Origin of the sequence: Microbispora hainanensis, from assembly GCF_036186745.1 — a bacterium.
Taxonomy (GTDB): Bacteria; Actinomycetota; Actinomycetes; order Streptosporangiales; family Streptosporangiaceae; genus Microbispora.
Genome location: NZ_CP108086.1, coordinates 3,773,292 through 3,791,135, shown reverse-complemented (window position 1 = coordinate 3,791,135; position 17,844 = coordinate 3,773,292). Strand labels below are relative to the sequence as shown.

At 71.9% G+C, this 17,844-nt stretch carries 22 protein-coding genes; 8 read left to right on the top strand and 14 right to left on the bottom strand.

The features are described from left to right. Positions 1 to 24 precede the first annotated feature (24 nt). Together OHB01_RS17915 and OHB01_RS17910 are read right to left on the bottom strand one after the other, a co-directional pair. Positions 25 to 654 (bottom strand): 2'-5' RNA ligase family protein, encoded by a 630-nt coding sequence (locus OHB01_RS17915; RefSeq protein WP_328855693.1) that lies wholly within the window; start codon positions 652 to 654, stop codon positions 25 to 27. Further along, positions 651 to 1,826 (bottom strand): hypothetical protein, encoded by a 1,176-nt coding sequence (locus tag OHB01_RS17910; protein ID WP_328855692.1) that lies wholly within the window; start codon positions 1,824 to 1,826, stop codon positions 651 to 653. Before OHB01_RS17910 ends, OHB01_RS17915 begins: the two co-directional genes overlap by 4 nt. Before the next feature lie 230 nt (positions 1,827 to 2,056). On the opposite strand from OHB01_RS17910, the gene OHB01_RS17905 reads away from it, so the two are divergent. The 4 genes from OHB01_RS17905 to OHB01_RS17890 all read left to right on the top strand — a co-directional run bounded on the left by OHB01_RS17905 (position 2,057) and on the right by OHB01_RS17890 (position 3,351). Next, entirely contained in the window at positions 2,057 to 2,266 is a 210-nt protein-coding gene (locus tag OHB01_RS17905) for a hypothetical protein (protein WP_328855691.1), read from the top strand. Then, entirely contained in the window at positions 2,250 to 2,543 is a 294-nt protein-coding gene (locus OHB01_RS17900; RefSeq protein WP_328855690.1) for a hypothetical protein, read from the top strand. Before OHB01_RS17905 ends, OHB01_RS17900 begins: the two co-directional genes overlap by 17 nt. Positions 2,544 to 2,657: 114 nt before the next feature. After that, the gene (locus OHB01_RS17895) at positions 2,658 to 2,870 is read left to right on the top strand and encodes a DUF397 domain-containing protein (protein ID WP_079315603.1); all 213 of its coding nucleotides are present in this window, start codon (positions 2,658 to 2,660) and stop codon (positions 2,868 to 2,870) included. Between the two features lie 61 nt (positions 2,871 to 2,931). Further along, complete coding sequence (locus tag OHB01_RS17890) at positions 2,932 to 3,351, top strand: hypothetical protein (protein ID WP_142648152.1); 420 nt, start codon at positions 2,932 to 2,934, stop codon at positions 3,349 to 3,351. 6 nt (positions 3,352 to 3,357) lie between these two features. Here the strand turns inward: OHB01_RS17890 and OHB01_RS17885 are convergent, their stop codons facing one another. The 4 genes from OHB01_RS17885 to OHB01_RS17870 form a co-directional block, all read right to left on the bottom strand. Beyond that, the gene (locus OHB01_RS17885) at positions 3,358 to 3,777 is read right to left on the bottom strand and encodes a cytotoxic translational repressor of toxin-antitoxin stability system (protein ID WP_328855689.1); all 420 of its coding nucleotides are present in this window, start codon (positions 3,775 to 3,777) and stop codon (positions 3,358 to 3,360) included. Then, positions 3,774 to 4,187, bottom strand: coding sequence for a prevent-host-death protein (locus OHB01_RS17880; RefSeq protein WP_142623584.1), 414 nt, complete (start codon positions 4,185 to 4,187; stop codon positions 3,774 to 3,776). Before OHB01_RS17880 ends, OHB01_RS17885 begins: the two co-directional genes overlap by 4 nt. A 298-nt stretch (positions 4,188 to 4,485) precedes the next feature. Further along, a complete protein-coding gene (locus OHB01_RS17875; protein ID WP_328855688.1) occupies positions 4,486 to 4,992 on the bottom strand; it encodes a DinB family protein in 507 nt (168 codons plus the stop codon). An 18-nt stretch (positions 4,993 to 5,010) separates the two neighbouring features. After that, on the bottom strand, positions 5,011 to 5,250 hold the full coding sequence (locus OHB01_RS17870) for a hypothetical protein (RefSeq protein WP_147944424.1): 240 nt from the start codon (positions 5,248 to 5,250) through the stop codon (positions 5,011 to 5,013). A gap of 288 nt (positions 5,251 to 5,538) precedes the next feature. Here OHB01_RS17870 and OHB01_RS17865 point away from each other — a divergent pair, with 288 nt between their 5' ends. After that, complete coding sequence (locus tag OHB01_RS17865) at positions 5,539 to 5,820, top strand: HesB/IscA family protein (RefSeq protein ID WP_142648148.1); 282 nt, start codon at positions 5,539 to 5,541, stop codon at positions 5,818 to 5,820. Between the two features lie 118 nt (positions 5,821 to 5,938). Here OHB01_RS17865 and OHB01_RS17860 read toward each other — a convergent pair whose 3' ends face one another. Next, the gene (locus OHB01_RS17860) at positions 5,939 to 6,694 is read right to left on the bottom strand and encodes an SDR family NAD(P)-dependent oxidoreductase (RefSeq protein ID WP_187280749.1); all 756 of its coding nucleotides are present in this window, start codon (positions 6,692 to 6,694) and stop codon (positions 5,939 to 5,941) included. A 138-nt stretch (positions 6,695 to 6,832) separates the two neighbouring features. On the opposite strand from OHB01_RS17860, the gene OHB01_RS17855 reads away from it, so the two are divergent. After that, positions 6,833 to 7,696 (top strand): helix-turn-helix transcriptional regulator, encoded by an 864-nt coding sequence (locus OHB01_RS17855; RefSeq protein ID WP_328855687.1) that lies wholly within the window; start codon positions 6,833 to 6,835, stop codon positions 7,694 to 7,696. Positions 7,697 to 7,729: 33 nt separating this feature from the next. Here OHB01_RS17855 and OHB01_RS17850 read toward each other — a convergent pair whose 3' ends face one another. From OHB01_RS17850 to OHB01_RS17825, 6 genes are read right to left on the bottom strand one after another with little or no spacing between them, the layout of a single operon-like run. Further along, entirely contained in the window at positions 7,730 to 8,521 is a 792-nt protein-coding gene (locus tag OHB01_RS17850) for an alpha/beta hydrolase (RefSeq protein WP_328855686.1), read from the bottom strand. A gap of 18 nt (positions 8,522 to 8,539) precedes the next feature. Continuing rightward, positions 8,540 to 9,127 carry a GNAT family N-acetyltransferase gene (locus OHB01_RS17845; RefSeq protein WP_328855685.1) on the bottom strand — a complete coding sequence of 196 codons (588 nt, stop codon included), beginning with the start codon at positions 9,125 to 9,127 and terminating at the stop codon, positions 8,540 to 8,542. A 60-nt stretch (positions 9,128 to 9,187) separates the two neighbouring features. After that, positions 9,188 to 9,793: a response regulator transcription factor gene (locus OHB01_RS17840; RefSeq protein WP_142648144.1), complete on the bottom strand. Its 606-nt coding sequence runs from the start codon at positions 9,791 to 9,793 to the stop codon at positions 9,188 to 9,190. Further along, on the bottom strand, positions 9,790 to 10,971 hold the full coding sequence (locus OHB01_RS17835; protein ID WP_205830311.1) for a sensor histidine kinase: 1,182 nt from the start codon (positions 10,969 to 10,971) through the stop codon (positions 9,790 to 9,792). The genes OHB01_RS17840 and OHB01_RS17835 overlap by 4 nt, the downstream gene beginning before the upstream one ends. Before the next feature lie 10 nt (positions 10,972 to 10,981). Continuing rightward, positions 10,982 to 11,710 (bottom strand): ABC transporter permease, encoded by a 729-nt coding sequence (locus OHB01_RS17830; protein ID WP_328855684.1) that lies wholly within the window; start codon positions 11,708 to 11,710, stop codon positions 10,982 to 10,984. After that, a complete protein-coding gene (locus tag OHB01_RS17825) occupies positions 11,707 to 12,618 on the bottom strand; it encodes an ABC transporter ATP-binding protein (RefSeq protein WP_328855683.1) in 912 nt (303 codons plus the stop codon). The genes OHB01_RS17830 and OHB01_RS17825 overlap by 4 nt, the downstream gene beginning before the upstream one ends. A gap of 185 nt (positions 12,619 to 12,803) precedes the next feature. On the opposite strand from OHB01_RS17825, the gene OHB01_RS17820 reads away from it, so the two are divergent. Next, on the top strand, positions 12,804 to 13,826 hold the full coding sequence (locus tag OHB01_RS17820) for an ATP-binding cassette domain-containing protein (protein ID WP_328855682.1): 1,023 nt from the start codon (positions 12,804 to 12,806) through the stop codon (positions 13,824 to 13,826). Further along, the gene (locus OHB01_RS17815) at positions 13,823 to 14,668 is read left to right on the top strand and encodes an ABC transporter permease (RefSeq protein ID WP_142648141.1); all 846 of its coding nucleotides are present in this window, start codon (positions 13,823 to 13,825) and stop codon (positions 14,666 to 14,668) included. The genes OHB01_RS17820 and OHB01_RS17815 overlap by 4 nt, the downstream gene beginning before the upstream one ends. On the opposite strand, the gene OHB01_RS17810 is transcribed toward OHB01_RS17815, so the two are convergent. Then, the gene (locus OHB01_RS17810; RefSeq protein ID WP_328855681.1) at positions 14,669 to 17,839 is read right to left on the bottom strand and encodes an ATP-binding protein; all 3,171 of its coding nucleotides are present in this window, start codon (positions 17,837 to 17,839) and stop codon (positions 14,669 to 14,671) included. Positions 17,840 to 17,844: the final 5 nt, after the last annotated feature.

Sequence of the window (17,844 nt, the reverse complement as noted above, 5' to 3'; positions counted from 1 at the left end):
CCCGGCACGGAGCCTTGGTCTGGATCACCTCGCGATAGCGAAGGGCAGTTCTGCGATAGGGCGCCAGTTCCAGAGATGTTCGGGGCCGTCCTGGATGACCAGGCTGATGTGGTCGATCGTGACCTCGCAGTCCGGTAGGTGACGGCCCAGGGCGGTGATGACGGGCTCGGCGGGCTGCTCCGCACTGCTGTAGGCGACCGTGACGTGCGGTATCCAGGGATTGGTGTCCAAGGCTCCGTCATGGCCTACGGCAGCGCGGGTGGCGGCCCGTACGGCGTCGAGCATCGGTGCCAGCGCCTCCGCGGGACGTACCGCCAAGGCGATGGCTTCGGGGTGGTAGAGCACGCGGCCGAGTGTCACGGTGACCGGCTGCACGTCCGCCAGGCGTTTCCGCGCCTCGGCGATCAGCGCCGCAAGCTGCTCCTCCGTGACCTCGTCGGTCAGGCCGACGACGAGGGTCGTCAGGTGCAGCCATTCGTACGGCACCGGGTCCAGCCCGCCGATTCCGGCCAGGCGTCGACGGGCCTCGCTCGCTATCGCCCGAACCTGCGGGTCATCGCGAAATAGAACATGCCAGTAGATCCGGCCCTTCCCCGATGGGAGCATTTCCCGCCTCCCCCAGCGGTCGGCCATGAACTTCGGCAAAGGGCTCACTCGCCCTCCCCAGCACCGACCGCCGACAGGGCGGCAGAGGTGAAGTCGCGGATCTGCTCCCGGAGGGTCACTGCGACGTCGGAGCCTTGGAAGCGTCGGTCGTCCAACCGCGCGTCCAGCTCCACCAGGTAGTTCGTCACTGTGGACATACGGAACTCCGGCGGCATGCTCATCACGGGCGCGATCTGCTCGGCAGCGCCGTGAAGATCGCCCATCATCGCGTACGCGTTGGCCGCTCCGAACCTGATCTGCGCCCATGTGGCAGGGACGCGTGGATCTCCGGATGCCCACGCCGCTTCCGCCATACGAGCGGCGTGAAGAGCCTCTTCAGGATTGCCGGCCTGCAGAGCGACCGAGAGCGCATACAGCGCCTGCCGCGGGCGCGGGCACGACCAGGGGGAGATGCCGGAGTCCTGCGAGAGCCGGGCCTCGGCGGCCTCTTCGGCACGCCGCAGGGCTTCCCGCGCCCGTTCCTTGTCCCCGAGCAGACCTGCGGCGTTGGCCTCCTGACTTGCGAGCAGGACGCGAAGCTGGGTCGGCGGGCTGCACTCGTACCCTCGCCGTGCGAGGTCGGCCGACGCGGCGAGCCGGCCCCGCCATCGTTCGGTCTTCGCCTGGGCGCTGAGCGTGGCGGCCGGACTTACACCGGCCTCCTCGGCGCACATGGCAGCGGCCGTGCCGTAAGTCATGGCGACAGCGTTGCGGTGCAGGTCTCCGAGGAGGATGCAGGCGTGGGCCAGAAGATCGGCCTCAATGCGGAACAGTTCGCGGGTCTGGCGAAGCCTCTGCCTGCCACCGGACAACAGCGCGCGCGTGTGCCGTTCAACGCGGACGACATCAGACAACACCCGCGCGGGAGGGACGTGGGCGTGGCTCTCACCGAGGCGTCGCGTCTCCTCCGCGAGCATGCCGATCGAGCCGTCTCCGACGTTGGTCTGCTCGATCCAGGCGACGAGATCGATCACATCGTCCTCGCGCGTCGGGACGGCAACCGGTTCTCCGAACAGTTCCGCCTCGGTGAGCCCGAAGGCTCGGGCGTACAGCACGCGGTAGGGATCGCCGGGGCGGTTGTGTCCGGCCTCGTACGCCTTGATGCGGCGGATCATTGTCTCCCGCGACGGCAGGCGGGGACGGATGTCCTCGTCGGCGGCCTCGACCAGGCGGCGGGCCATCTCACGCTGGCTCCACAACCGGTTGCGCCGCTCGGCGCGCAGCCGTACAGCCCATGCGGGTAGGTCGTCGCTCATCGCCTGCCCCTTCGCTCGGATCCGGGGGTGATCCCTGGGCGCCCTCAGTTTCCCTCATCCGCACCTGTGCCGGAAGGGTTACGCAGCGCTGTCATAGCAGGTGAAACGGAACGGAGTCCAGGCCCTACAAGAATTCAGGAATCGAGGTCCGAGCTGTGACAGACCGGAAGGGCACCACGCCGACCGAGGGCTGGCGGGTGATGACGAGCGATCGTGGACGGCTGTGGGCGACTCGCGAGCGGCCATTCCCCACCGCAGCCGAAGAGGCGGGGGCCGCCCGGACCGTCGACGGCGACGGCCTGACCGAGCTCTGCCGGGTCATCGCCGAGCAGGAGAGCCTGGCCGCCCTTGCCTCGGCTTCTTGACGACTGTCCCGGGCTGCACCTGGCGCCCGAGCAGCCGGGGCGGGTCGTGCTGCGGCGGATGGCTGAGACCAGGCGCACTGCCCGGGTCCGGGTCGTGGCCCACACCTGCGACCACTGCTCGCCGCTGGCGTACGAGCTGTGCGCTTCTGGCGGGCTGCTGTTCGTCCGCCGTACGGACCGGACCAACAGAACGCCGGAAGTCCGCGAGACCGATCGCCTGCCGGACGCGCGGGCGCGCCGGGTGTGGCTGGACGTGCTGCTCGGCCGCGCCCGATGAAGCCGAGCCCGATTAAGCCGAGCCCGATAAAGACAGGCCCGGTGAAGGCGGGCCCAACGAGGACGCCCGCCCGGCGAACCAGCCGGGGCGGGACCACCAACAGGAAGGAGCCCGATGGACCTGTACGACCGCGACCTCGCCGGAGTGCGCTTCCGGCGGCTGTGCGGCGGCAACCAGCAGGAGGAGGACATGGAGTCCTGCGTCGAGCTGGCCCCGATTCCGGGCGAGGCGGACGCCTTCGCCCTGCGTGACAGCAAGAACCCGGATGCCGGGACTCTCCGGTTCACCGGTGCCGAGCTTCGCGCGGCCGGCCTGACCACACTGTAGGAGCACGGCGGCCCCTGCCCGCTCGCACCAGGCAGGGGCCACCCCCACTGTACGGAGCGTCATGCACCTGCACTGCTACGTGTGGAGCGGCATCGGGGAAGAGCTGCGCAACGAGGCCGAGCGGCGACCGCCGCTGCCGCCCGCCGACCCCGGTCCGTTCACGAGCTCCCCGCTGCCGCCGATGCGTACGTGCGACTGGCTGCTGAAGCCGGCCCGCCGGATCGACGCCTCTGCGGCCACTCCCGACGACGCGCTCACGTGGCTGGCGGAGCGCTACCGGGCGATGGAGAGCTCCTTCCTCCGCCCGGCCGACGAGGCCCGCATCGGGCTCGACGTACGGCTGCGCAACGCCCGCGAGGCACTCACCGGCGGCGTCGACGTGCAGTGGGGCATCTGGCTGACCGGCGGCCGGTTCCTCACCTGCGGCGTGGTGTGCTGCTCCCCCAACCGCCACGCCGCCTACCGCTGCCCCACCTCCTGAACCGGCCTACGAGCCTTCCGACCAGAAGATCTGAAGACGAGCAAGCGCCTCATCTCGCGACATGCGGCCGACCTCGGCTTCGGTCAGCCCGACTCGATGGATGAGGAGATAGACCAGGTCTGCGGGCAGCGCCTCAGCCGGCGCTTGACGGCCTCCCCGGTCAGGCACGATCCCGTCCCGGACGCAGCCCCAGAACTCCTCCTCGGAGACCTGGAGCTGGTCTCGCAGGATATGAGCCCAAAGGCTGGGCCCATAGCGGTCAGGTGGATGTGAAATTCGCGTCCGCAGGATGCCGCCCGTAGGGAGGTCGAACTCGTACGTCACGTGGTGCGTGCCCGTCCGTCCCCTGGCGTCCCGGATTCGCCGCCAGCCTTCGCTCTTGCAGAAACGCTCGTGATCTTCCCGGGTCGGCTGCGGCCACGTCATTGAGCCGCCCCTATCAGCCACTCCCGTAGCTGGTCGTCGCTGCTCAGGCAGATCATCTGCACCAGCCCCCAGTTGTCGCGGTGGTTGACCGCGTCCAACAGGTGGTCCTGCCAATCCTCGGCGTACTCTCGAAGCGCGTCGATCATCTCGTCGATGGCCTCGTCGAACGTCCGCCCGTCCGCGGCGACCGGCAGCCCTGGAATGAAGACCGACCATCCACCATCCTCGGCCACTACCTGGGCGTTGGATGGGCAGATTCGAGCCAGGAAGTATCGCAAGCGCTCGCCGTCTACTACAGCGGCGGTCCGGTCGTCGCGGCGAACGGTCGCACTCCGACCCCGCTCAGCAGCGTCGAGGAGCTCCTTGAGCTTGGCTCTGGCCTCCGTGTAGCTGGCGAAATGCACTCCCATGCCACTTCCTCTCGTCCCACTGCCAATATCGGATCGAGAGAAACGTACGTCAAGTACGCGAAGTACTTGGACCCGCACGGCGTACTCCGGGGTTGTCGATCCGATCAGGCGCCGCCGGTCACCTTGATGGCCTGTGCGGTGATGCCGGTGTTGGCGGCCGAGACCAGGCGCACTGCCGGGCGCGGGTAGTGGCCCGTGCAGTGGGGCATCTGGCTGACCGGCGGCCGGTTCCTCACATGCGGCGTGGTGTGCTGCTCCCCCAACCGCCACGCCGCCTACCGCTGCCCCGGCTCCTGACTCAGTCGAGGACGAGGAACTGTTTGCCGTCGATCAGCTCGCGTACGGCGTCGAGATGGCCGGCATGGGTCGCCGTCTCGACGATGACGTGGAGGATCGCCGAACGCAGGTCGCGCGGCGGCCGGTCGTCGCGGAAGTCCGGCCACCAGCGCGGCGCCTGGTCCAGACCCCTGGAGGCGATCACCTTGTCGGCGCGCGCCGTCTCCTCGCGGTAGAGGTCGAACACCTCCGAGGCGGGCCGGTCGCCGGCCACCTGCCACGCGTCGGCCGAGGTGGCGAACGAGGCCACCGCTTCGGGGTCGCCGCCGAAGACCGCGCGGAACCAGAAGCGCTCGACGTCGAGGGCGAGGTGGTGGACGAGGCCGACCGGGGTCCAGGCCGACGGAAGGACAGGACGCCGGAGGTCGGCCTCGTCCAGGCCGTCGAGGATGTCGAGGACGTGCCGCCGCTTCCAGTTCAGGTAGCCGAGGAGGGTCTCGACCTCACTCGATTCCGGTGACGAGCTCATGTGCGATCTCCCCTTCGGTCACTCTGTCGCGATGGCGTCGAGCAGCCGCTGGAGGACAGCGCGATCGCCGGTGGTCTTCAGCCGCTCCCCGAGCCGGACGGGCGGGGTCCCGTCGATCACCAGGGCCTTGAGACCGGCCGAATCGATCCCGAGGGGCGTCGTCGTCTCCCGCAGCAGGGACTGCCGGCCCCATCGGCTCAGGTGCACGAGGATCGGCTCCAGGTCGTGGCCCCACTCGGTGAGCTCGTAGAAAAACAAGTAAATAGCTTTGCATATGTAGCGTCCTGTGCGCTGTTGCCACACTCAGGACACCGTGAGAACAAGCCACGGCAAGAGGACCGATGGGCGGCAGTTATCAGGACAGTGATCGCCAGGACGCGCACGGCCGGAGCGCTACGCGGTTTCGTCCCCGGATCGGGGGTACGGCGTAACGAGGTCGGAGTGGCCGGCGTCGCGCACGCGCCGTCGGGCCGTCCCGACCACATGGGGCCGGAGGTTTCTCCGGCCGTACGGAAAATCCGCCCCCATTCGTGAAGGAGCAAGTCAATGCTGACGCTGACCGACAACGCCGTCATGGCGATTCGTGATCTGACGGCCGGTGACAACATCCCTGATGAGGCGGGCCTGCGACTGGCGGCGAGGCCCGGCCCGGAAGCCTCCCTCGAACTGTCTCTGGTGAGCGCGCCGCAGGCCGGCGACCAGGTGATCGAGAAGGCGGACACCCGGGTCTTCGTCGAGGCGGAGGTGGCGCCCTCGCTCGACGACAAGACGCTCGACGCCGAGATCGGTGCGGAGGGCCAGCACACCTTCCTGCTCATGCGCCAGTAGAACCACCTCTGGCGGTGCGTAACCGCGGCCCGAGTCGTGCGGGCCCGCAGGCCGTCCGGCCCAGACCAGCCGGCGGCTACGGCGCGGGCTCGCATCGGGTCGTCACAGCGAACAGGTGTCAGGCCCCGCCGGTCACTTTGATCGCCTGTCCGGTGATGCCGGTGTTGGCGGCCGAGCCCAGATAGACGACGGCGTTCGCGACCTCGGCGGCGTCGAGCAGGCGGCCGATCGGAGCCCGCGCGCTGTAGTGCCCGCCCCATTGCTCGGCCATCTCGGCGTTCGTCTCGGTCCTGGTGAAGCCGGGCATGACGACGTTGGACAGGATGTCGCCGGCCTTCCCCAACCCGAACGCGGCGGACCTGCTGAAACCATGCAGCGCCGCCTTGGCCGCCCCGTAGAACTCCCCGCCGGGCATGCCGTCGACCGCGATGCTCGACGAGATGTGCACCATCCGGCCCCATCCGCGCTCCCGCATCGACGGGACGACCGCCCGGCTGAGCCGCAGCGCGCCCTCGACGTTGACCCGGATCACCTTCTGCCACCTCACGTCGGGCACGGCGTCGAACGGGAGGTCCGCTTCCGGCTCGTCGGCGCCCCAGTGCACGGCGTTGTTGACCAGCACGTCGATCCGGCCCGACCACGCGAGCACGCTCTCGACCAGGCCGCGGGCCGCTTCGTCGTCGTCCATCTCGTACGGCGCGACGAGCGAGCGTCCGCCGATCTCCTTGGCGAGCCGTTCCGCACCGTCCTGCGCGTGGTGATAGGTGAGCACCACGTCGGCTCCTTCGGCGGCGAACCCGCGGGCGATCTCCCGCCCGATGCCGCCGGAGGCCCCCGTCACGATGACCGTACGGCCGGTGAGTCCCAGATCCATGTCGGCGCTCCTCATGTCAGTGACAACCGTGAACAGCACCGAGGATCCGGTGACGGGGACCACCCGAGGGAGGCCGGGCCGAGACTGGCCCCCGCAGGGCCACGATCGGAGGCGAGGTCGCTCGGTAGCCTGCGAAGCGTGAGCGACAACACCCTGGGAGAGTTCCTGCGGTCCCGCCGTGAGGCGGTCACCCCCGCCGAGGTCGGGCTGCCCGGCGGCGGCCGGCGCCGGACCCCCGGCCTTCGCCGTTCCGAGCTGGCCACGCTGGCCGGGATCAGCGTCGAATATCTCACCCGGCTTGAGCAGGGGCGGGACCGTCACCCCTCGGTGCCCGTGCTCGCCGCCCTCGCCGACGCGTTGCGCCTGTCGTCCGACGACCGCCTCCATCTGCTCCACCATTTCAAGGCGGCCGACGGTGCCGGCCGGCTCGTCGGCCCGTGCCAGGGGCCGCCCGCGCAGTCGGTGCGTCCCACCGTCCGGGCGCTGCTCGACCGGCTCGAACCCGCCCCGGCGGTGGTCGTCAACCGGCTCGGCGACGTGCTCGCCCACACGAACGGCTACGAGCTGCTTGCCGGCCCCATCGGGTTGCTCGACCGCCGGCCAGCCAACCTGGTGCGGTACGTCTTCGCCGACCCCCGGGCCAAGGCCGCGTACCCCGAGTGGGACCGGGTCGCCGGCGAGCGGCTCGCCGCGCTGAAACCGGGGATTTCCCGGGAGGACCCGCACGTCGAGCACCTCGTCAACGAGCTGACCCTGGCCGTCGGCGCGCCCTTCACCGACCGGTTGGCGACGCCGCCCGGCCCGCCCAGGCGCACCGGTCTCGAACGGCTGGCGCATCCCGAGGCGGGCGAACTACGGCTGGCCTACGAGACCCTCGGCCTGTCCGACGACGACAGCCAGGTCCTGATCGCCTATCTCCCCGCGGACGACGCCACCGCCGCCAGGCTCGACCGCCTCACGGGCCGCCATCCCGGCGCCCTCTGCGCCGTCTCGGGCTTATGATCGCTGATTCCCGGCATGGTCTAACGGCATGGTCTAACGGATCGCCACTCTGTCGAGCCATTCGCCGACGAGCGCGGCCAGCAGCCCGGTCTGCTCGTGCGGCAGCGCGTGCCCGGCCCGGTCGAGGACGGCGTAGGTGGCATGCGGATAGCGCGCCACCAGCTCCCAGGCGCCGGCGTACCCCACGGTGGAGTCCTGGCGCCCGGCGATGATCAGGGTCGGGCCGGCGTACGGGGAGACGTCGCTCAGCCGCCATTGTTCGAAGACCCGCCCGAGGCCGTCCCGGTCGACGAGGGGCAGGGCCGGGGCCACGTGCTCCCGGAACCGTTCGAGCGTGGCGGGCGTCTGCACCACGAAGTAGTCACGAAACTGGGCCTGCTCGGTCGGGCTCAGCACCCCGGCCACGTCGGCCGAGGCGTACAGCACCTCGTGCGCGGGCACGTCACGCGTGTCCTCGCCGAGCGGGCAGATCAGCGCCAGCCCCGCGACCTGGTCCGGACGGCGGGCGGCGATGCCCCGGGCCAGATATCCGCCGAACGAGTGGCCGACGACCGCGAACGGCCGATCGCCGGCGACGGCGTCGACCAGACCGAGCACGAGATCGAGGACGTCGTCGGAGCCGCGGAGCCGGTCCCCCACCGGAGTGCGCCCCATGCCGGGCAGGTCGGGGTAGACGCGCCGATAGCCGGGCAGGTCGCGGAAGACCGGTTCCAGCGCGCCGGCCATCTCGCGGTGGTCCACTCCCGCTCCATGCAGCGCCAGAACGGGCATGCCGTCGCCGTGCTCGGCGAAATGCACTGGTATGCCGCTGATCTCCACGTCCATTTGGTCAACCTAGCCAGATCAGGCGGGGGCCGTTCGGGAAACGAGCCACTGCTCCCGGGTGATCGCATACTCGACCTCGCCGAGCTCGCTGCCGGGGAGCGGCTCCTCCCAGTCCATGTGGAACGTACGGACGTACTGCATGCCGATCGCGGCCATCGTCGCGCGGGAGGCGGCGTTGACCGCCATGGTCTCGGCGAAGACGCGGTCGAGCCGGAGGTCTTCGAACGCGTAACGAAGCAGCTCGCGGGCTCCCTCGCTGCCCAGGCCCTGGCGCCAGTAGCGCCGCAGGAGCCGGTATCCGAGCTCGGCCTGTCCGTCGGCCGGGCCCTGGTCGGCACGCGCGGGCGGCTCCAGAAGCCACCAGCCGACGAACTTCCCGTCCACGAACCCGGCCCAGAAGCCGAGCCCGGCGGCGCGGTGCGCGACGTCGAGCCGCTGACGGTGGAGGGCCTCCACCTCCTCGCGGGTGCGCGCACGGCCGGTGAGGTAGCGCATGACCTCGGGATCGGCGTCGAGCTCGATCTCGTGCTCAAGGTGGTCGTCGGACAGCGGCACGAGCGTGATGCGGTCGGTCTGCAACATCGGCTGCGACATGGGCTCTGACATGCGGGCGATTCTCGCGCCCGAGCCGCTTTCCGGTCATTCCCTTTTTCCGGAAACGGCGCGTCAGAGCCAGCCCTGTTCGTCGGCTATCAGCGCGGCCTCGGCGCGGGTGCTCGCGCCGGTCTTGCCGATCGCCGCCGACAGGTGGTTGCGTACGGTCCCGGCCGAAAGGTGCAGGCTCCGCGCTATCTCGGCCACCGTGCCGCCCTGCCGGGCCGCGCGCAGCACGTCGCGCTCCCGCGGGGTCAGCGGGCTCGACCCGCTGGCGAGCGACTCGGCGGCCAGGGCGGGATCGACCACGCGCAGGCCCGCGTGCACCCGGCGCACCGTGTCGACCAGGTGCTCAGGCGGCGCGTCCTTCACGACGAAGCCCGAGGCGCCGTTTTCCATGGCACGGGCGAAGTAGCCGGGCCGCCCGAAGGTCGTGCAGATCACCACCCGGCACGACGGGAGCGCGGCGCGCAGGTCGGCCGTGACCTCCAGGCCGTCCCTGCCCGGCATCTGCACGTCGATCAACGCCACGTCGGGCCGGGCGTGCCGGGCCGCCTCGACGACCTCCTCGCCCGAGCCGACCTGGGCCACCACCTCGATGTCGGGCTCCAGCGCGAGCATCGCCGCGAGCGCCCCGCGTACGAGCGCCTGGTCGTCGGCGAGCAGCACCCTGATCATGCGCGGCTCGCCCGCAGCCGGAAGCCGCCCGCGGGCAGCGGGCCCGCCTCGACCCGCCCGCCGACGGCGCGCAGCCGCTCGGCCAGGCCGGACAGGCCGTTGCCGGGCTTCGCCGCGTGCCGCCCCGCGGTTTCTCGCCCCGTGTCTTGCCCCGTGCCGTTGTCGCGCACCTCAAGCCAGTCGTCCCCGAGCAGCACCTCGCACCGGGTGGCGCCGCTGTGCCGGATCACGTTGGTGACCCCCTCTCTCAGGACGTACGCGAAGGGCTCGGCCAGCTCGGCCGGCACGTGGTCGGCGGACGGCGGGAGGATCGGGCTGATCCCGGCGGCCCGCAGCGCGGCGCGTGCCCCCGCCAGCTCGGCGGCGAGGGACGGCCGGCGGCGGCCCGACACGGTCAGGCGCACCTCGCCGTGCGCCTCCCGGGACAGCCGTTCGACGTCGCGCAGCTCGGCCAGAGCGCGTTCGACGTCGCCGCCACTCTCCAGCACCCGGCGGGCCAGGGCGGTCTTCACCGTGATCGTGGTCAGGCTGTGCCCGAGCACGTCGTGGAGGTCCCTGGCCAGCCGGTCGCGCTCGGCCGCCGTGGCCAGCGCCGCGATCTCCTCGTGGGCCTGGCCGAGCTGGACGACGAGCCGGATCAGCAGCGTCACGGCCACCGGGATCACGACCCCGGGGACGAGGCCGCCCACGTGCTCCCAGGTGACGGGGCCGGGGGCGAGCCACTGTGCGAGCACCTGAAGCAGCCAGGTCGCCGCCGCGAGCAGCACGCCCCAGCGGGCCGGAAGCAGCCAGGCCGCCACCGCGAGCACGTAGCTGAACACGCCGGCATGGCCGAGATAGAGCGGGCCGTCGCGCAGCAGGGCCGCCACGGCCGCCAGCGCGAACAGCGCCCCGACGAGCAGGATCCGCCGCCGGGGCGGCAGGCGGATCCCGCCGATCATGGACCAGAGCCAGCCCGCCGCGTACAGGACAGTGACGGCGCCGAGCGCGATCCGCACCGCCGGGGCCTGCGGCCCGGATCCGTCCGGCCTCAGCGCCTCCCGCAGCGTCTCCCACAGCGGCCAGACCAGCAGGAGCGCCAGCACGAGGACGCCGCGGACGTGAGCCGAGCGAGACCCCGGCCGGGCCGGGTTCCACACCGGCCAGGCGGAACGCCCCCATACGCCCTGCTCGCCCACGTCAATCACCCTAGGCCCGCGCCGTGTCGCGGCGATACCGGACGGCCACGGCGACGCCCAGCACGAGCGTGTACAGCGCCAGGACCAGCACGGCCACCCCGCTGCCTCCCCCGCTGCTGTGCCCGCCCAGCGCGGCGGCGTGGCCGATCTCGGCGAGCCAGTAGCTCGGCAGGACCTTGGCCACCACCGCGAGCGCGGCGGGGAACGTGCTCACCGGGATGAACAGCCCGCCGACGAAGCTGAGCACCAGCACCACCGCCCCCTGGTACGCCTGGAGGCCCCGGGCACTGGCGAACTGGCCGATCAGCAGGCCGAGCAGGGCGAACGGCACCGTGCCCGCCCACACGCCGAGCACGGCCGTCGCCCAGCCGCCCGCGGACAGGTCCACCCCGCCGGTGAGCGCGGCGACCAGCGACACCCCGGCCACCGGCGGCAGCGCCACGACCATCGCCACCGACGCCTTGGCCAGCAGATAGCCGCCGCCGCTGAGCGGAGTCAGCCGCAACTGGCGCTGCCAGCCGATGCCGCGCTCCACCGCCGTACGTGCCCCAACGTCGAGCGCCGCCTTCATCGCCCCGAACACCGCGACCCCGCCCATCACGTACGCCGCGGGAGCGCCCTGGTCGGCGAAGCGGTCGGCCATCAGCAGATAGATGCCCACCGGCAGGGCGACCGCGAACAGCAGGAACTTGGCGTCCCGCAGGGTCCGTCTGATCTCGAACGCGAGATATCCGGTCATCGCACGGCCTCCGCTGCTCCGGTCAGGCGCAGGAACGCCTCCTCCAGGCCCAGCGCGCCGACCTCGACGTCCCGCACCTCGGGATAGCGCGCCAGCAGGTGCCGTACGACCAGGTCGGAGTCGGTGCAGCGGAGCTCGGCCCGGCCATCGCGCACGTGCGCCGCAGTCACGCCCGGGAGCGCGCCCAGGTCCTCGGCGCGCGCGCCGGGCACGGTCGCGGTCACCGTACGGCCGGACACCTCGGCCATGACCGCCGATACCGGGCCGTCGGCCACGACGCGGCCCGCGTGCATCAGCACGACCCGGTCGGCGTACGCCTCGGCCTCCTCCAGGTAGTGCGTGGAGAACAGCACGGTGCGGCCGGTCTCGGCGAAGGCGTGCATCGACTGCCAGAACTCCCGCCGGGCCGTCAAGTCCATGGCCGCCGTCGGCTCGTCGAGCACCAGCAGGCCGGGGCCGGACACCAGGGCCATGGCGAACCGCACCCGCTGCCGCTGGCCGCCGGACAGCAGCGCGGCCCGGCGACCGGCGAGGCCGGCCACCCCGGCGCGGCCCAGCACCTCCTCCACCGGCAGCGGCGTCCGGTGCAACGACGCGATCAGCGCCACCGTCTCGCGGACGGTCACGTCGTCGAGCAGCGTGCCCTCCTGCGGCATCACGCCCACCAGGCCGCGCCGCACCGCCTCATGCGGAGACGCGCCGAACACGGCGATCTCCCCCGCGTCCGGACGGCTCAGCCCGACGACCATGTCAATCGTGGTGGATTTTCCCGCGCCGTTCGGGCCGAGCAGGGCCACCACCTCCCCCCGGTCCACCACCAGGTCGACTCCGTCGACCGCGCGGGTCTCGCCGTACGTCTTGCGCAGCCCCGCGATGGAGAGGGCGGGGGCGCCGTCATGAAGGTTCATGCGGCAAGCCTCCGCCGCCGCCTCGACGCGGGCCCCCGCCGTCTGTCACGACCCGCCCACGACAGATGTCACGGATCCGGGTCGTGTCGGCCCGCAACGGTGCCCGCTAGATCGGATCTAGCGGCGTCCGCGCCGGATCTGGCGCCTGTTTCGTGAACGTTTGGATGAAACGGAGACGACAGATCATGCACGACCTGGCGATAGAGACATCGGGCCTGGTCAAGACATTCGGCGACAACCGCGCGGTGGACGGTCTCGACCTCACGGTGCCGGCCGGCACGGTATATGGCGTGCTCGGCCCCAACGGGGCGGGCAAGACCACGGCGGTCAAGATACTGGCGACCCTGCTGCGCCCGGACGGCGGCGAGGCCAGGGTCTTCGGCCACGACGTGCTGCGCGAGGCCGACGCCGTACGCGGCCGGGTGAGTCTGACGGGCCAGTACGCCTCGGTGGACGAGGAGATGACCGGGGTGGAGAACCTGGTCCTGCTCGGCAGGCTGCTGGGCCACAGGAAGGCCGCGGCCAAAGACCGGGCCATGCAGCTGCTCGAGGCGTTCGGGCTGACCGAGGCCGCCCGCCGGCAGGTCAAGAACTACTCGGGCGGCATGCGCAGAAGGCTGGACATCGCGGCCAGCATCCTCAACACGCCCGACCTGTTGTTCCTGGACGAGCCCACGACCGGCCTCGACCCGCGCAGCCGCAACCAGGTCTGGGACATCATCAGGATCGTGGTCGCCCACGGCACGACCGTGCTGCTCACCACGCAGTATCTGGACGAGGCCGACCGGCTGGCGGGGCGCATCGCGGTCATCGACCACGGCAGGGTCATCGCCGAGGGCACGCCGGGCGAGCTCAAGTCGTCGGTCGGCTCGGGGGCGGTGCACGTGCGGCTGCGGGACGCCGCGCAGCGGCCGGAGGCCGAGCGGGTGCTGGCCAAGGAGCTGAACACCCAGGTCCATCTGGAGGCCGATCCCGTGGCCCTGACCGCCCGCGTCGCCGGGGAAGACGCCGACGCGGCCCCGGAGCGGGCCTCGCGCGCCCTCGCGGCGCTGGCGGCGTCCGGCATCGTCGTGGACGACTTCTCCCTCGGCCAGCCCAGCCTCGACGAGGCCTTCCTCGCGCTGACCGGCGCGCCTCCTGGGGAGCACAGCCTTGCCCTTACGGATCACCCGGCCACCGGCGAGAACGCTCAGGAGGAGGCGGCATGAGCGCCACGACCACCGAGACCGGCACGTCCTTCGTCCCCGCCGCCGACACGCTCGGCGCGGTCCTGGCGCCTGGCGTACGCCCGCCGCGCCCCAGCGCCCTGTCGGCCTCGCTGACGTTCGGCTGGCGGGCGATGTTGAAGATCAAGCACGTGCCCGAGCAGCTCTTCGACGTCACCGCGTTCCCGATCATGATGACGTTGATGTTCACCTATCTGTTCGGCGGTGCGCTGGCGGGCTCGCCGACGGAGTATCTGCAGTTCCTGCTGCCGGGCATCATGGTGACGAGCGTCGTCATGATCACGATGTACACCGGGGTCGAGGTCAACAAGGACATCGAGAAGGGCGTCTTCGACCGCTTCCGCAGCCTGCCGATCTGGCGGCCGTCGACCATGGTCGGCTACCTGCTCGGCGACGCGTTGCGCTACACGATGGCCTCGACGGTCATCCTCGTGGTCGGCCTCGCGCTGGGTTTCCGCCCGCAGGGCGGGGTCGCCGGCGTGGTGGCCGCGATCGCGCTGCTGGTGGCCTTCTCGTTCGCGTTCTCGTGGATCTGGACGATGTTCGGGCTGCTGCTGCGCAGCGAGAAGTCGGTGATGGGCGTCAGCATGATGGTGCTGTTCCCGCTCACCTTCCTCAGCAACGTCTACGTCGACCCGCAGACCATGCCGGGCTGGCTGCAGGCGTTCGTCGGGGTCAACCCCATATCCCACCTGGTCACCGCGGCGCGTTCCCTGATGGCGGGCAGCCCCGACACCGGGGAGATCACCTGGGTGCTGGTCTGCGGCGCGCTGTCGGTCGTGATCTTCGGCGCGCTGACCATGCGGCTCTACAACCGCAAATAGTCACAGGCGCCAGGTGATCTCGTGGCCGGGCTGGTAGCGGCAGGTGGCGCCGGTGGAGACGGCCGCGCGGAGGTGCGCGGCCAACGCGGGATGCAGGTGGTCGAGCTTGCGCAGCACGTCGCGGATGCGGGCGGTGACGGCCTTGCGGGCGCGCTCCGCCTCGTCGCCGAGACGGCGGTCCCGGCCGCCCAGACCGGAGGCGGAGCGCAGCTCGGCCAGCAGGGCCGCCCGTTCCCTGTCGAACTCCGCAGCCCGGCCGTCGTCGCGCCGCTCGGCCGCCCGGTCGATCTCCTCATCGAGCAGGGCGAGCCGGCGCCGATAGCGCGCCTTGGCCTCCTCGTCGAGGACCGCGTCGCCGCCCATCCCCCGGGCGGCGACGACCAGCTCCCCGCCCTCCGGGTCGAGCAGCCGTACGGCGGGCAGGTCGGCCCCGGGATGGCTCAGCAGGAGATGGAGGTCGCGCAGGCCCTTGGCGTCGGGCAGGCGGACGGTGTGGCCGCCGAACCCCAGGGTCCAGACCGCGCCGTCCCGCCGGAACTCGGCTCCGGCGCCGGGCGGTGTGCGGCTCCTGCGGACGCGCTCCAGGACGTGCCGCATGCCGAGCCGGCGCGCCTCGCTCTCCACGTCGTCCAGCAGCTTCCCGGCCTCCTCGGCGTCGCCCGGGCGGCACCGCCGCAGCAGCGCCTCGCCGAGATGCGCCCGCGCCTCGACGGACCACGGGCGGGCGAGCAGCAGCTCGGCGGAGTGCCAGGCGGCGGTGAACCCGTCGATCGCCTCGTCCCAGCGTTCCTGCGCCGCGTCGACAAGGGCACGCAGGAGGACCACCGGGCCGCCGATGTCCCAGCCGTACATCGACACCGCCCAGGTGCCGAGATAGGGGTCGAGCTCGGTCCGCGCCTTCTCGCACAGCTCCGGGTCACGCGACCAGGCGGCCACCATGGCCTGGAACCGCAGCCACAGGGGCTGCACCGCACGTCGCGGCTCGCCCCTCGCCATGGTGTCGCGCAGGTGGCGCAGCGCGGTCGCGCCGTCTCCCCTGCGCAGCGCGGTCATCCCTTCGAGCAGGCCGGGGCAGGGGTGCCCGCCCCGGCGCAGCGCCCGGTGGATCTCGTCCAGGCCGTCGTCGCGGCCCTGGAGCATGCGTACGGCCCAGCGGTGGTGGTCCAGCATGTAGAGGCAGTGGTCGTGCCCGTGCTCGAACCGGGCGAGCTCGTCGAGCAGGGCCTCAGCCTGGGCGAAGTCGCCCGTGAGGGCGGCGATGATGCTGCGGTCGCTGGCCGTCGCTATGTCGATGCGCGGCAGGTCGGCGCGGCCGCCGAGCGCTACGAACTCGCGGAACTGGTCGAAATAGGCGGGGTCGCCCTGTTCGAGCAGTGCCACCCAGCGCAACGCGGCGGCGATGCTCTCCATCTCGACGTCGCCCGTGCGGCGGGCCAGGGTCAGTAGCTCTCCGGTGAGCGCCACCCTCTCCGGTGCGGTGCCCAGGCCCCAGATGGCGTCGTGGGAGGCCCACAGGCTGAAGGCCAGCGCCTCGTCGTCCTCGCCGCGCCGGGCGAGCAGCGCCACGTGGATGGCCAGCTCCCGTGCCAGGTGGTCGAGGGACAGCTCCTCGCCGGGAGGCCGGCCGTCCCGGACCAGCGCGGCGTGCGCCTCACGCAGCAGATCTGCGACCAGCGGACCACCGTCGCCACCGCAGGACGCATAGAAGGTCAGCGCCACCCTCGCGATGAGCTGGGGCTCGCCGATCTCCCGGGCGACGGCGGCCGCCTCCTCGAACGCACGCCTGCCGCCGTCGCGGTCGTTCCCGTGGTAGACCTCGCGGCCGAGTTCGAGTGCGATCAGGACGCGCCGGCGGTGCTCACCGGCGACGGCGGCCAGTTCGAGCGCCCGGCGATAGTGCCCGAGCGCCTCCTCGGTGGCCAGGCGCGCGGCGGCGTCGCGGGCCGCGGCGAGCAACCGGTCGGCCGCGTGGGCCGGCTCGACGTGGTCACCGGCCAGATAGGCGTGCCGGGCCACGTCGGCGGAGAGCACATGCTCCGCGAGAGCCGGCGACCGCTCCACGGCGTCGACCACCGCGGCGTGCCGCCGGGCCGCGGCCTTCTCATCGAGCGACTCGTAGAGCGTCTGGCGGACCAGATCGTGCGCGAACGCGAACACCTCGCCGCCTGCCGACCCGCCGCCTGCCGACCCGCCCTTCGCTATGACGAGCCGGGCGGCCACCGCCTGGTCGAGCAGCCGTTCCACCTGGAGGACGGGAGCGGCGGCGACGGCGGCCAGCACCTGGCGGTGGAACTCACGCCCGAGCACCGCGGCGGTGACGAGAAGGTCCACGACCGGCGCGGGCAGCAGGGACAGCCGCCGCAGCAGGGTGTCGCGAACGCCGGGAGCGATCGTGGCGACCGAACCGCCGCTGCGCCACAGCCGCGCGGTCTGCTCCACGAAGAAGGGGTTGCCGCCGGTGCGCCGGTGCACCTCGGCGACGAGGTCGGCGGACGGATTCAGGCCGGCGGCGCGGGTCATCAGCGCGCCGACCTCCTCGCGTTCGAGCCCGGTCAGGGTCACCGTGGTCGCCCGCGCGACGAGCGGCAGCACGAGGGGCCGCAGCGGATGGTCCGCCGACTCCACCTCCACGTCGCGGTAGGTGCCCACCAGCAGCACCCGCTCGAACCAGGTGTGCTGGGCCGCGAAGTCCAGCAGCCGGAGCGACGCGGCGTCGGCCCAGTGGAGGTCTTCGAGCACGACCACCAGGGGACGGCTCTGGGACACCGCCACCAGGGCGCTCGTCACCGCGTCGTACAGCCGGAAGCCCTCGGCCGCGTCGGCGCTCGGCGACTCGCCCAGCAGCGCGGCCAGTCCGGCGCCCCCGGCGTCTTCGGCCGCCGCCCACTCCTCGGGCGCGGCCCACCGCCGCATTCCTCGCAGCACCTGCACCCACGGCCAGTAGCCGGGGGCGTTGTCGGACTCCCAGCAGGCTCCGCCGAGGACCAGCGCGCCCAGGCGCCTGGCCTCCTCGGCCGCGCTGGTGACGAGCGTGGTCTTGCCGATGCCGGCCTCACCGGCGACCAGCGTCAGGCCGCCGTGACTGCCGACCGCCCGCGCGATCTCGGCGCGCAGCAGCGCGGCAGGATGCTCCCTGCCGATGAGCTGAGGGATCGCGCCGTCGATTCGCATGCCGA